The sequence below is a fragment of the Bradyrhizobium sp. genome (assembly GCF_030646015.1).
Taxonomy (GTDB): domain Bacteria; phylum Pseudomonadota; class Alphaproteobacteria; order Rhizobiales; family Xanthobacteraceae; genus Bradyrhizobium.
On the sequence record NZ_JAUSLT010000157.1, the window covers coordinates 1 to 12,667 of the forward strand.

Here is a 12,667-nt window from a genome sequence, read left to right on the forward strand (position 1 = left end):
GCTCAAGTGAGAACTCGTAGAACAGCGCCGCCTGATCAACCTGCCGCGGACCCATCATCGATTCGATCTCCCGCCCCGACGGGACAGAATGAATCAGCGATCACGGTCGGCTTCAACACCGAGTTTTTCAACACAATCGGCGCAAAGCGGTCGTTCGGCAATCGCCGAAGTTGCAGTGTCAAAGAAGCGTATCCAATCTAAGCTGCCTGGGTACGAATGTCCTGGGCCGTCTTTTGAAGCCGCACGAGGTACCGTTTTTTCGCGGCAGCCTCATTTAACGTGCCGGAAATCAGATTGACGCTGATCGCCGCGACCACGCTGCCGGCCTGGTCGCGAATGGGAACCGCTATGCCGCAAATGGCGGGGTCGAGTTCGCCGTCGACCCAGGCGTACCCACGTTCACTGGTCAACTGCAGTTCCCGGCCGAGCCGCTTCGGATCGACAATGGTGCGGGGTGTGATGGATTTGAGTGGCGTGTTGACGTGGTATCTCAATCGTCCGCCGGTGCAGGACTTGGAATATGAAATGGACTGCCGCCGGGTGTTTATTGAGCGAGTAATAGAAATCTAGGTCGCGGCAACTATCGATGCAATTGTGGTTAGATGGCATATCGGCTATGCGCCAGCTCGCCGAAAGAATCGTACCGTTCCTGATAGTTAGTACGACGCCCCTTCTGCGTCATTTCTGTTTGGTCAATGAAGACTCAAATGCAAAACGTGTCACCCTGCGTAACGTGTCCACACCGCGATCTGGGCTTCTGCGGAACGCTATTGGAGAAGCGCCTCGAAGAATCGGGTGCGCAGCAAGACGCAGATTGGCAGCATCATCGTATTGTCCCGGCAGGCAAGCAAATCGCCACTCGGAACCTGGTGTCCGAGGATGTCTTTGTGCTGTGCGGAGGTTGGGGATTTCGGTTCTTCCAATTAGCCGACGGCCGCAGGCAAATATTGAATTTTCTGCTGCCGGGCGATCTTTTCTCTGTTATCTCAGTATTTGAGCAACGGTTTCACTTCTCGGTCAAAGCATTGACCGAGATTCAAGTAAGCGCAATGCAGCGCGCGGAAGTCCAGGCAAGGCTCCTTGCCAATCCCAAGATTTTGATGGCGCTGGCAGCATCTTGCTTCGCTGAGGGCGATGCCGCGGGCAAGTCGCTAACAGCGCTCGGCCAATACTCGGCGGAGGAGCGCATTGCCTATTTGCTTCTGCACCTGATGCGGCGGATCGCGGCCCGAAGCGTGATCCGTGAACAGCGTTACCCGTTTCCGTTGCGCCAGCAACACATCGCCGATGCCGTCGGACTCACGCCAGTTCATGTGAGTCGGGTTCTCAGCCTGTTCCGCGAACGTGGTATCGTCGCGTTATCAGACGGTGCTCTGCAAGTCGGCAATCTCCCCGAGTTGGAGCGCATCGGGTCGCTGAATTGACCGCGACTGTCGTATATGGGCGCATCCGTCGCACGCAGGCTCACGCGTTGAGCCAGGCGGCAGATATCGGCACGCCGGACGTCCAGTATGCTCCGAACGGTTCTCCCCAGTTCCTGCCGCGAATAGGCCAGGTATCGTCATCGACGCTCGTTGTGGACGATGGTGTTCCTGGTGTAGCCGGAAGTGAAGATCACGGCGGCATTTGGAAAACGCTTGAGGATGGCTGCCGAAACCTGCTTGCCGTCATGCCATGCGGAAAAACAACGTCGGTGAATAGCAAATCCGGACTTTCGATCGTGGCGAGAACGGTCAAGACGGCGGGTCCGTCTTCCACGGCAATGACATTGTGACGGCGACCAGCACATATTGGCCGGCAGGCACGTCGTGATACTGCGCGGCATAATTTCGGTCGAGTGGGCGTTGGAGGTCTCGATCGTGAGCCTGCCGCCCTCCAGCGTCGCATCGCGCGCATTGACGGCGAGATTGGCAACGCGTTCTTGAGTTGACCTTTGTCCACCACGGCCTTCCACAATCCGCCGCCGAGAACCGTTTCAACTTCGAAAGGCTCGCCGAGGCTGTGACGCAACAATTCGGTCTCCTCCCGAATCAGCGCATTGATATCCATGACAGCTGGGACCGGAGGCTGCTTGCGTGCGAAGGCAGAAGCTGCCGATTGAGTTGCGCGCCGCGTTCTGTCGCCACCAGCCATCGCAACGCAATTCTGCGCGAATGGCCGGTCGGCGACCTCGACCTGCAGCATTTCGAGGTATCCTCCGATGACGAGGAGAAGGTTGTTGAAATCGTGCGCGATCCCGCCGGTGAGTTGCCCCACCGTTTCCATCTTCTGGGCCTGGTAAAACAGCGCTTTCTCCTGCTGGCGCACGGAGACGTCGAGCAGGATCGCGGTAAAGAAGACCAGACCATCGACGTCGAACCTGGCGATCGATGCTTCCGCCGGAAATTCGGCGCCGCTCTTGCGGCGGCCAAAAAAAGCTGTCCGCGCTGGCCCGTCAGGCGGCCTTCTTCCTTGCCGGTCGCAAACGTCCGCATACAGCAGGCGTGAGCGGCGTGGTAACGCTCGGTGACCTTGGCCGCGTGATGACGCGCTATCTGAACCGCCTCACCGGCTTAACCATCCTCGGCCACCGAACCAGCACCTGTAGCTGAACGGCCCACGACAGACATCGCTGCGCCTCAATTGCCGGATCGGCGACTTCATTGAAGTAGGCGCAGATCTGATCGAAAACCGGCCGCACAGTTTGGCTATCTATGCAGAATTGCTACAGGCGTCAGCCCGCTCGCCCCCCAAACGACTGGAAATATCGCTGGCCAATCGCTTCGCCGTCTCGATCGCCGACGCCTTGCGCTCCGGGTTCAGCGTGGCCTTCGACAGGCTGATTGCGACAGCTGCGACTGCCTCAGCGGATGCTGCACTAAAGATCGGGGCGCCGATGCACATCATCCCGAGCCGGGTCTCTTCGTCGTCGACGGCATAGCCCTGCAGCACCACCTTGCCCAACTGCTTCAGGAGCGGTTCAGCGCGGGCTATGCTCTTGCGCGTCAACGAGTAGAACGCCCTTCCCGACTCGAGGTCCATGACGTATTGGGCCGACCGGCTGCTCAACATCGCCTTGCCGCTGGCGGTGCAGTTGGCCGGCAAGCGCATGCCGATACGAAAGTTGAAGCCGAAAGTGCGCGTGCCGTTACGGCATCCTACGTAAACGATGTCCGCACCGTCGAGCACCGAAAGCACGATCGACTCTTCGGGCATCGGCGCTTCTGCTTTCATGATCGCCTGAAACTCTGCCGCCGGGTCCGTTCGCGACATGTAGGCATTCGCCAGATCCATCACCCGCGTGCCGAGCTGGTAAGCGCCGTTGTCCAATCGCTCGATAAGACCGGCGTGCGCCAGCGTAACGCACAGCCCGTGCACCGTGCTCTTGGGCAGCGCCAGCGTCTTTACGAGCGCCGTGAGCGGCAACGGTCGCTCGGTGGCTGCCAACGTATTCAACAGTTGAGCGGCGCGAGCCACGGCGGGCACCATCGCGCCCCTGGACGGTGAGGATGCCCTGTCAGCAGCATGCGGCCATGACGAGGTGCGTGATTTGCCTACGAAGCGGGTGTCGATCATTGCCAGTCCTCCGTGAGAGGGTCGATAGCACCGTTCAGCAGGCTGAACAAGTGTTCAAAAAAACCAGATACTTGACGTAAAAGATCATTAGGTCATAGGTTTAGACATACTTCGCGAGTTCATAACAATGCGTTCGATGGCGAAGAGATCGGGAACGACCTGTCCCGAGGACAAGACCCTGAGGCTGGAGCCCCATGCGACCCGCGACGAGCAGCAACTGCCAGACCTGGGGGATTCGCCTGAGCGACAGGATCCGCGCAGCGCTCATCGACAAGGACGTTGGCGCGGCATCGGAGTTGGCGTTGCATGGGGATGGCCAGACTCGCGACCTGGCGCGCGAATACGCCTTCATGATGCGCGGTCTCGGCTTTACACTGCAGGTCCTCCTTCGATTGCTGACCGAGACCACTTCGTGGGCCGGGGGAGCGAATCGCGTCACCGCGCGAGCCGCCCCGGTAGCTGACGCCGACCTGACCTGCCTTTTGACGCGGTTGTTGGACGGTCTTCGCCGCGGCGAGGCGGACGAAATGCCGCCAACTGTCCCCTCGCTGCTGGCCGACACCTGCATCCGTGAGCTCCAGGCGAGCCAGGAGCGCTTTACGCTCGATCAGGCCCGTCGCGCCGACGAGATCGTTCAGTCATTGACCCATGGCCGAGCGCAGTCGGCGCTGGACCTGCTGGACGCCAAGGACCATGCCTACCTCGCTCTGCACGACACGATGATCCGGTTCATGGCCGACAGCTTTGCCTGGATTGTCCGCCACTTCGGCAACAGGGCATTGCTCGACTTCCACCTGGCCGTGGCCGAGGGGCAGCGCGCCGGATTCGAGAAGTGGGAGCAGATGCAGGCCGCGGAGTTCGCCGCGACGACCGCCTTCCTGCTGAAGCAGCACATGGGGCGGGTGCAGGTGCAGGAAGACGAGCGGCGGTTCACGATCCGCCAGTCTCCCTGCGGAAGCGGCGGCAGGCTTCGTCTCGACGGCGCCTATGAGGGGCCGCAGTCGCTGCCGTTCGTCGAAGGGCCCGATCCGCTGACGTTCGGCGAGGCGCGCATGCCGGTGTACTGCACGCACTGCGCCATCTGGAACGGCGCCGCCACGCTGCGCTGGTTCGGTCGGGCGCAATGGGTGTTCGAGAATCCCGCAAGCGAGGATGGCGGCTGCACGCTGCACATCTACAAGCGGCGCGAAGACATCCCTTCCGATTACGCGCGTTTGGTAGGGTTGCCTGCCGCCGGGGGTCCGCATGAGGCTCATTGACCGGGTGGCGGTGATCACCGGCGGCGCCAACGGCATCGGCGCGGATACGGCGTTGCGCTTCCTGAGCGAAGGCGCCAAGGTCATGATTGGAGACATAAACGAAGCCAATGCCGGACGCGTCCTGGCCGCGGCTGCCGACGCAGGATACGGCGATAACATCCGCTTCCTCCGCATTGACGTCGCCGAGGAGAGCGCCGTCGAAGCCATGTTCGATGCCGCGCTGGCGGAGTTCGGCCGGCTCGACTTCGTGTTCAACAATGCGGGTATTGGCGGCGTCTACGGACCGATCGCGGAAACGCGGGTGGAGGACTGGGACTTCACGCTTGCCGTGCTGCTGCGCGGCGTCTTTCTCGGCATGAAGCACGGCGCGCGGATCCTGCAGGCGCAGGGTCGCGGGGGATGCATCGTCTCCACGGCGTCGGTCGCCGGATATGCCGCCGGATCCGGCGCGCACGCCTACTCGGCTGCCAAGGCTGCCATCATCAATCTTACGCGCAGCGTGGCCGTGGAACTGGCGCCGCATCGCATCCGCGTCAACGCGGTCGCGCCGGGTCCGGTGATGACCGAACTGTTTCATCGCGGCAAGCCCGACCAGGGTGAACGAACGATCCTGCAACGCCAGCCCTGGCCGGTGCCCGGCACCGCGTCGGACATCGCCGGCGTCGTTGCCTTTCTCGCCAGTGACGATGCGGGTTTCATCACCGGCGAAACCATTGTCGTGGACGGCGGCCTGCTCGCGCGCGGGCCGGCCTTGTTCGGCGAGGGAGCGGCAAGCGCCGTGCTGCGAGCCGTTGGCCTCGACAGGGGAACGACGGGCGAGCCGTCCGAAATCCGCACCCGGCCGAAACTATCGTGATTCCATCGAGCCACATGCCCAGGAGCCTGCCCGTGACGACAGTCCAAGCCAAACCGGATGCTGCTGCCAGGCGCGAATTGATGCGCGCCATGCTGCTGATCCGCGCCGTCGAGAAAGCCTGGGGCGACGCCTATCTGACGGAGGAGATCTCCGGCATTCCTCCCTCGCTATCCACCGGTCAGGAAGCCATTGCCGCAGGTGCCTGCGCGGCGCTGGGCGACGGAGACTTCGTCTTCACGACCCATCGCGGACAGGCGGCGCAGGTGGCGCGCGGATTGGATCCCAAACGCATCCTCGCCGAACTGTACTGTCGGCGCACCGGATACAACAAGGGCAAGTCGTATCACGTCACGGATATGACTCGCGGCGTCGTCGGCATGGGCGGCATCGTACCGGCACAGGTCCCGATCGCCGGCGGCATGGCGCTGGCGCAGAAGATGCGCGGCACCGACCGGGTCAGTCTCGCCTTCTTTGGCGACGGCGCCAGCAACGAAGGCGCGGTGCACGAAGCGGCGGCGCTCGCCGCCATGTGGACGTTGCCGCTCATTCTGCTGTGCGAGAACAATCGCTACTGCATCACCCAGCGCGATACCGACGCCCTGAAGGGCCCGTCGATCGCCGCGCGCGCCGCCGGATACGGCCTGCCCGGGGTGGTCGTGGACGGGACCGATCCTCTCGCCGTTCAGGCCGCCGTCGCCGAGGCGGTGGCGCGGGCGCGTGCCGGCGGCGGCGCAACCTTCATCGAGGCGCAGTGCGAGCGCCTGACCGGCCATCTCATTCACGATACGCAACCCTATCGCTCCAGGGAAGAACTGGAGTCGGCTTGGAAGCATTGCCCGATCTTTCTGTTCGGCGAACGGCTCGAGCGTGAGCGCATTCTCTCGGCAGACGAAAGGGCGCGCATGAACCGCGAGATCGAGGCAGAAGTTGCCGGCGCGGTCGCCCACGCACGCACTCAACCCTACCCCGCAATCCACGAAGCCTATGAAGACCTCTGGGCCTGAACTGTTCGAGCGGAGATCACCATGTTTGACAATCGACTGTTTCGCCCCGGCGGCCCCGTCAAGCCAGAGGAGAAGGATTGGCCGAGTTTCCGCGGCGCTATCAACGAAGCGATGCGGGAGGAGATGCGGCGCGATCCGCTGGTGTTCCAGATGGGTGAGGATATCGCGCTTGCCTCGCCCTTTGGCGTGACGACCGGCCTCGCCAAGGAGTTTGGCCGCGAGCGCATTCGCGATGCGCCGTGCGCGGAAGTGGCGGTGGTCGGAGCCGCGGTTGGCGCCGCCATGGGCGGCATGCGGCCGATCGTCGAATTCCAGTTTGGCGACTTCATGTCGGTCGCCATCGACCAGCTCACGCATCAGGCCGCCATGCTGCGCTATCTCACCGGTGGGCAGGTCAGCGTTCCGCTGGTCATTCGCCTGCCGTGCGGCGGCGGACAAGGCGCCGGCTCGCAGCATTCGCAGTCGCTGTATTCGTGGTTCGCGCACGTGCCAGGGATCAAGGTTTTGCTGCCCTCGACCTCGATGGACGCCAAGGCGATGATGAAGGCCGCCATCCGCGACAACAACCCGGTATTGTTTTTCGAGCACAAGCAGCTCTACCGTACGCGCTGGCCGGTTCCCGCGGAATTCCGCGACGCCGACCATGTGGCGGAATTCGGCAAGGCCGCCGTGCGGCGCGAGGGCGTCGACATTACCGTTGTCGCCACGCTCACGATGGTCCACCACGCGCTCGCCGCAGCAGAGGCGCTGGCCGCCGAGGGCGTATCGGTCGAGGTGATCGACCCCCGCACGCTCGTCCCCTTCGACGTCGACACGCTGGTCGCCTCGGTGCGCAAGACCGGGCGGCTTCTGGTCGTCGACGAAGCCTATCTGAACTTCGGCATTCAGGCTGAAGTGATCGCAACGGTCGCCGAGCGCGCATTCGAAGCGCTGAAAGCCGCCCCGCGGCGGCTGGGCAATCCGAACGTGCCCGTGCCCTTCGCGCCGTGCCTGCAGGATGAAGTCCTGCCCGGCCGGGCGCGGATCGAGGCCGCGATACGCCAGATGATGTCGCGCTGAGCGGGAGCGAGGAACCTTCCCATGGACAGGACCAGCGCCTTCGCCTGGCAGCCGAACGCCGCGCTGTCGCAGGCGTCCAACGCCGCCGCCTTCATGCATGTGCTGGGCGTCGACAGCTGGGAAGCGATGGTTCGTTGCGGCGACGAAGACCCCGAACGTTTTCACCGCGCGCTGCTCGACCACTTTGGCTTTCGGTTCTATCGGCCGTACAGCGCGGTGGTGGACGAGACCCGCGGTCCTGCCTGGGCGAGCTGGTGCGTGGGCGGGACAACCAACGTCGTGCTCAACGTGCTGGACCGCTGGCGCGGCACTCCGACCTACGACAAGCCACTGCTCGACTGGGAAGGCGAGGATGGCGCGCGCCGGACACTCACCTACCGCGAGATCGATCGCGAGGTTTGCCGCCTCGCCGGCGGGCTGCGCGGGCTGGGGCTCGGGCCTGGCGACGTCGTGGCGATCTACCTGCCCAACGTGCCCGAGGCCATGGTCGCGATGCTTGCTGTAGCCAAAATCGGCGCCGTGGTGATGCCGCTGTTTTCCGGCTTCGGAGCCGACGCTGTGGCGTCGCGTCTGGCCACCGGCGGCGCGAAGGCCATCGTCACAATCGACGCCAGCCTGCGCCGCGGCAAAGTGGTGAACGCCTTTGCAGTTGTGGACGAAGCGGCCGCTCTGTCGCCGGCTGTTGAGCATGTGATCGTGCTGCGCCACACCGGCGCGCCGGTAAACTGGCGTTCGGGGCGCGACCATTGGTGGGACGAGCTGTGTGCGACGCAGCCCGACACTGCTCCCACCCAGGAGATGGACGCCGAGGCGCCGTATCTGCTGGTCTTCACTTCGGGCACCACAGGCCAGCCGAAGGGCGTCGTGCACTCGCATATCGGCTTCACCGCGAAGCTGGTTCTCGACTTGTGGCTGCTGCTGGACTGCAAGCCGTCCGACCGTGTGTTCTGGATGAGCGACATGGGTTGGATCATCGGTCCATTGATCGTTTTTGGTACGCCGCTCGTCGGCGCCACGCTCGTGCTGGTGGAAGGGGCGCCAAACTATCCCGACCCCGACAGGATGTGGCGCATCATCGAACGACAACGCGTCACCTATCTCGGCGTGGCTCCGACGACGGTTCGCGGCTTCATGGCGCAGGGCAGCGCGCCGGCCGCCACACACGATCTTTCCAAACTGCGGATGCTGATTTCCGCCGGCGAAGCGTGGACGCCTGAAGCGTGGTGGTGGTTCTTCCAGCAGGCCGGCGGCGGGCGACTGCCCATTCTCAATTTCTCGGGCGGCACCGAGATGATCAGCATCATCGGCACGACTGTGCTGCTGCCGCTCAAGTGCTGCGGATTCAACTGCGCGCTGCCGGGCACAGGCGCAGATATCGTCGACGAGAAAGGCACCAGCACGGCGCCTGGCGCCGTGGGCGAGTTGGTGATGCGGCGTCCGAGTATCGGCCTGACGCGCGGGCTATGGCGCGATGAAGCACGCTATCTGCAGACCTACTGGAGCACTTGGCCGGACATCTGGCATCACGGCGACTTCGCCAGCCGGGACGCTGACGGCCAGTGGTATATCCACGGCCGTTCCGACGATACAATGAAGATTGCCGGCAAACGTACCGGTCCGGACGAAATCGAGGCGCTGGCACTGGCCACCGGGCAGATCGCCGACGCGGCGGCCGTCGCCGTGCCCGACCCGATCAAGGGCTCGGCGCTGGTCCTCGTCTGTGTGCCCAAGCCTGGCGCGAGTGACGCCGACGCATTGCGCGACAAACTCGAGCGCGCGGTCACCCAAGGGCTGGGCACACCGTTCCGGCCGAGCCGCGTCATCTTTGTGTCGGATCTGCCGCGCACGCGCAACATGAAGATCATGCGCCGCGTGATCCGCGCCGTGTGCGCGGGCCAAGAGCCGGGCGATCAGAGCGCTTTGGTAAATCCGGAGGCCGTGCTGGAGTTGCGGATGCGTATCGGCAATGACCCGGACGACCGACGTCGGCGCGCTCCGTGAGTGTGACACCTATGGTACGTCGTCATAAGCGCCGCTTAGGCAGGCGATCGTCGCCTTCAATCGGTCGCAAGGTAACGTCAGGAAGAGCCGGTGACTGAGTTCATTCTCGAAACCCACGGATTGAGCAAGGAATTCGCGGGGTTCTTTGCTGTCCGCGATGTCGATCTAAGGGTTCGCCGTGGCAGCATACATGCCTTGATCGGTCCTAACGGGGCCGGCAAGACGACGTGCTTCAACCTGCTGACCAAGTTCCTGAAGCCTTCGGCGGGCCGGATCCTCTATAAGGGGCAGGACATTACGGCGATGGCGCCGGCCGACGTGGCGCGCCTCGGCCTGGTGCGCTCGTTCCAGATTTCAGCGGTGTTCCCGCACCTCACCGCGCTGGAGAATGTCAGGGTCGCGCTGCAACGCCAACACGGGCACTCCTTCGATTTCTGGCGCTCCAAGACGGTGCTGGACCGCTTCAACGGCCGCGCCCATGAACTGCTCGACGATGTCGGCCTCAGCGAGTTTGCCAACACGCCTGCGGTCGAAATGCCCTACGGGCGCAAGCGCGCGCTGGAGATTGCGACGACGCTGGCGCTCGATCCGGAAATGATGCTGCTCGACGAGCCGATGGCCGGCATGGGACACGAGGACATCGACAAGATCGCCGCGTTGATCAAGCGGATCTCGGCGAAATACACCATCCTGATGGTCGAACATAATCTCAGCGTCGTGGCCAATCTTTCCGACATCATCACGGTGCTGACGCGCGGACAGGTGCTGGCGGAAGGCAATTACGCCGAACTGACCAAGGACGAGCGCGTCAAGGAAGCGTATCTGGGGGCGGGTCATGGCTGATTCGAAGATGGCTGACGCCGCCGCGACCCCGGTGCTGACGGTGCAGGATCTCGAAGCCTGGTACGGCGAGTCCCATATCCTTCACGGGATCAATTTCAACGTGAATGCCGGCGAGGTAGTCACGCTGCTCGGACGCAACGGCGCGGGCAAGACCACCACGCTGAAATCGGTGATGGGAATCATCGGCAAGCGCACCGGCTCGATTCGTTTCGGCGATCAGGACATCACGCGAACCTCGTCGGACAAGATCGCGCGCATGGGCGTCGCCTTCTGTCCCGAGGAACGCGGGATTTTCGCCAGCCTCGACGTGCGCGAAAACCTGCTGTTGCCGCCGGTGGTGCGCCCGGGCGGGCTGTCGCTGGACCAGATCTTCGACCGGTTTCCGAATCTAAAGGAAAGGCTCGACAGCCAGGGCACCAAGCTGTCGGGCGGCGAGCAGCAGATGCTGGCGATCGCCCGGATCCTGCGCACCGGCGCCCGGTTCCTGATGCTGGACGAGCCGACCGAGGGGCTGGCCCCGGTCATCATCCAGCAGATCGGCCACACCATCGCGCGCCTCAAGAAAGAGGGTTTTACGATCCTCCTGGTCGAACAGAACTTCCGGTTCGCGGCGACCGTCGCGGACCGCTACTACATCGTCGAGCACGGCAAGGTGATCGACGGTTTTAAGAACTCGGATCTGCAAGCCAATATGGACAAGCTTCACACCTATCTCGGCGTCTGAACGACGTCGTCGAGCACAGCCACGGAGATACAGATGAAAAACAGAATCTCGGCATTATTGCTTGGTACCGCACTGGCATTTGGCGCAAGCACCGCCGCCCTTGCGCAGGATAAAACCGTCAAGATCGGCGTACTGACCGACAATTCGGGTCTTTACTCCGACCTCGGCGGCGCGGGCTCTACGCTCGCGGCCCAGATGGCGGTTGAGGATTCCGGACTTGCCGCCAAGGGCTGGAAGATCGACGTGATTTCCGCCGACCATCAGAACAAGCCCGACATTGCCGTTAACACCGCGAGGCAGTGGATCGACGTCGACAAGGTAGATATCTTCGTGGACGTGCTGAACTCCGGCGTGGCGCTGGCAGTCAACAATCTCGTCAAGGAGAAAAACGGAGTCATGATCAATACCGGCGCAGCAACGTCGGATCTGACCAATACGCAATGTTCGCCGAACACGATTCACTGGGTCTATGATACCTACATGCTCGCCAACAGCACCGGCCAGGCGCTGGTGAAGGCCGGCGGCGACACCTGGTACTTCCTGACCGCGGACTACGCCTTCGGTCACGCGCTGGAGCGCGACACCGCCGCGGTCGTGCTGAAGTCCGGCGGCAAGGTGATCGGCACCGTCAGGCACCCGCTGAACACCGCGGATTTCTCGTCGTTCCTGCTGCAGGCGCAGGCATCGAAGGCCAAGATCGTCGGCATGGCCAATGCCGGCGGCGACACCACCAATACGATCAAGCAGGCGTCGGAATTCGGCATCGTCGCCGGCGGCCAGAAACTCGCCGGCCTGCTGCTGTTCATCAACGACGTTCACTCGCTCGGTCTCAAAGTGGCGCAAGGTCTGAACTTCACGGAAACGTTCTACTGGGACCTGAATGACGGGACCCGGGCGTTTTCCAAGCGCTTTTCCGAGCGCATGAAGAACAAGGCGCAGCCGTCGATGATTCAGGCCGGTGTCTACTCGGGCCTGATCCATTATTTCAAGGCGCTCGAGGCGATGGGTGGCAATCCGCATGACGGTATCAAGGTCGTCGAGAAGATGAAGTCGATGCCGACCGACGATCCCCTGTTCGGCAAGGGCACGATCCGCGTCGACGGCCGCAAGATTCACCCGGCCTATCTGTTCGAGGTCAAGAAGCCCGCGGATTCCAAAGGCCCCTGGGATTATTACAAGCTGATCGGAACCACCCCCGGAGACAAGGCTTTCCGGCCGCTTTCGGAAAGTGAATGTCCGCTGGTAAAGAAGTAACAAGGGCGGCCCGCCGGCGCCTGGCGCCGGCGGGTTTCCGTCCGTTTACCGAAGATTGAGTTTCGAAAGATCGATCGATGCAGGCTCTCTACGCGCAGCTTCTGGTGGGACT

13 protein-coding genes are annotated in these 12,667 nt (G+C 62.9%); 11 read left to right on the forward strand and 2 right to left on the reverse strand.

What is annotated here, in order from left to right; genetic code table 11:
- Window positions 1-197: 197 nt before the first annotated feature.
- A complete protein-coding gene (locus Q7T45_RS23520; RefSeq protein ID WP_304874002.1) occupies window positions 198-494 on the reverse strand; it encodes an IclR family transcriptional regulator C-terminal domain-containing protein in 297 nt (98 codons plus the stop codon).
- A 276-nt stretch (window positions 495-770) separates the two neighbouring features.
- Here Q7T45_RS23520 and Q7T45_RS23525 point away from each other — a divergent pair, with 276 nt between their 5' ends.
- From Q7T45_RS23525 to Q7T45_RS23535, 3 genes are all read left to right on the forward strand, one after another.
- Window positions 771-1,424, forward strand: a complete 654-nt coding sequence (locus tag Q7T45_RS23525; protein WP_304874004.1) for a Crp/Fnr family transcriptional regulator — start codon at window positions 771-773, stop codon at window positions 1,422-1,424.
- Window positions 1,425-1,471: 47 nt separating this feature from the next.
- Window positions 1,472-1,774 carry a hypothetical protein gene (locus tag Q7T45_RS23530; RefSeq protein WP_304874006.1) on the forward strand — a complete coding sequence of 101 codons (303 nt, stop codon included), beginning with the start codon at window positions 1,472-1,474 and terminating at the stop codon, window positions 1,772-1,774.
- A gap of 152 nt (window positions 1,775-1,926) precedes the next feature.
- A complete protein-coding gene (locus Q7T45_RS23535) occupies window positions 1,927-2,487 on the forward strand; it encodes a hypothetical protein (protein ID WP_304874007.1) in 561 nt (186 codons plus the stop codon).
- Between the two features lie 204 nt (window positions 2,488-2,691).
- On the opposite strand, the gene Q7T45_RS23540 is transcribed toward Q7T45_RS23535, so the two are convergent.
- Window positions 2,692-3,555 carry an IclR family transcriptional regulator gene (locus tag Q7T45_RS23540; protein ID WP_304874008.1) on the reverse strand — a complete coding sequence of 288 codons (864 nt, stop codon included), beginning with the start codon at window positions 3,553-3,555 and terminating at the stop codon, window positions 2,692-2,694.
- A gap of 194 nt (window positions 3,556-3,749) precedes the next feature.
- On the opposite strand from Q7T45_RS23540, the gene Q7T45_RS23545 reads away from it, so the two are divergent.
- From Q7T45_RS23545 to Q7T45_RS23580, 8 genes are all read left to right on the forward strand, one after another.
- Window positions 3,750-4,814 carry a hypothetical protein gene (locus tag Q7T45_RS23545; protein WP_304874009.1) on the forward strand — a complete coding sequence of 355 codons (1,065 nt, stop codon included), beginning with the start codon at window positions 3,750-3,752 and terminating at the stop codon, window positions 4,812-4,814.
- On the forward strand, window positions 4,801-5,670 hold the full coding sequence (locus tag Q7T45_RS23550) for an SDR family NAD(P)-dependent oxidoreductase (protein ID WP_304874010.1): 870 nt from the start codon (window positions 4,801-4,803) through the stop codon (window positions 5,668-5,670). The genes Q7T45_RS23545 and Q7T45_RS23550 overlap by 14 nt, the downstream gene beginning before the upstream one ends.
- An 80-nt stretch (window positions 5,671-5,750) precedes the next feature.
- Window positions 5,751-6,674 (forward strand): thiamine pyrophosphate-dependent dehydrogenase E1 component subunit alpha, encoded by a 924-nt coding sequence (locus tag Q7T45_RS23555; RefSeq protein ID WP_304874011.1) that lies wholly within the window; start codon window positions 5,751-5,753, stop codon window positions 6,672-6,674.
- 21 nt (window positions 6,675-6,695) lie between these two features.
- A complete protein-coding gene (locus tag Q7T45_RS23560) occupies window positions 6,696-7,733 on the forward strand; it encodes an alpha-ketoacid dehydrogenase subunit beta (RefSeq protein ID WP_304874012.1) in 1,038 nt (345 codons plus the stop codon).
- A gap of 21 nt (window positions 7,734-7,754) precedes the next feature.
- Window positions 7,755-9,734, forward strand: coding sequence for an AMP-binding protein (locus Q7T45_RS23565; protein ID WP_304874013.1), 1,980 nt, complete (start codon window positions 7,755-7,757; stop codon window positions 9,732-9,734).
- A gap of 120 nt (window positions 9,735-9,854) precedes the next feature.
- Entirely contained in the window at window positions 9,855-10,577 is a 723-nt protein-coding gene (locus Q7T45_RS23570) for an ABC transporter ATP-binding protein (RefSeq protein WP_304738691.1), read from the forward strand.
- Window positions 10,570-11,301 (forward strand): ABC transporter ATP-binding protein, encoded by a 732-nt coding sequence (locus Q7T45_RS23575; RefSeq protein WP_304874014.1) that lies wholly within the window; start codon window positions 10,570-10,572, stop codon window positions 11,299-11,301. Before Q7T45_RS23570 ends, Q7T45_RS23575 begins: the two co-directional genes overlap by 8 nt.
- Before the next feature lie 33 nt (window positions 11,302-11,334).
- Window positions 11,335-12,555 carry an ABC transporter substrate-binding protein gene (locus tag Q7T45_RS23580; protein WP_304874015.1) on the forward strand — a complete coding sequence of 407 codons (1,221 nt, stop codon included), beginning with the start codon at window positions 11,335-11,337 and terminating at the stop codon, window positions 12,553-12,555.
- The last annotated feature ends 112 nt before the right edge of the window (window positions 12,556-12,667 follow it).

Excerpts from the sequence above, each read along its gene's own strand:
- Q7T45_RS23540 (WP_304874008.1), bottom strand. The coding sequence starts at position 3,555 with ATGATCGACACCCGCTTCGTAGGCAAATCACGCACCTCGTCATGGCCG.
- Q7T45_RS23545 (WP_304874009.1), top strand. The coding sequence starts at position 3,750 with ATGCGACCCGCGACGAGCAGCAACTGCCAGACCTGGGGGATTCGCCTG.
- Q7T45_RS23550 (WP_304874010.1), top strand. The coding sequence starts at position 4,801 with ATGAGGCTCATTGACCGGGTGGCGGTGATCACCGGCGGCGCCAACGGC.
- Q7T45_RS23555 (WP_304874011.1), top strand. The coding sequence starts at position 5,751 with ATGCGCGCCATGCTGCTGATCCGCGCCGTCGAGAAAGCCTGGGGCGAC.
- Q7T45_RS23560 (WP_304874012.1), top strand. The coding sequence starts at position 6,696 with ATGTTTGACAATCGACTGTTTCGCCCCGGCGGCCCCGTCAAGCCAGAG.
- Q7T45_RS23565 (WP_304874013.1), top strand. The coding sequence starts at position 7,755 with ATGGACAGGACCAGCGCCTTCGCCTGGCAGCCGAACGCCGCGCTGTCG.
- Q7T45_RS23575 (WP_304874014.1), top strand. The coding sequence starts at position 10,570 with ATGGCTGATTCGAAGATGGCTGACGCCGCCGCGACCCCGGTGCTGACG.
- Q7T45_RS23580 (WP_304874015.1), top strand. The coding sequence starts at position 11,335 with ATGAAAAACAGAATCTCGGCATTATTGCTTGGTACCGCACTGGCATTT.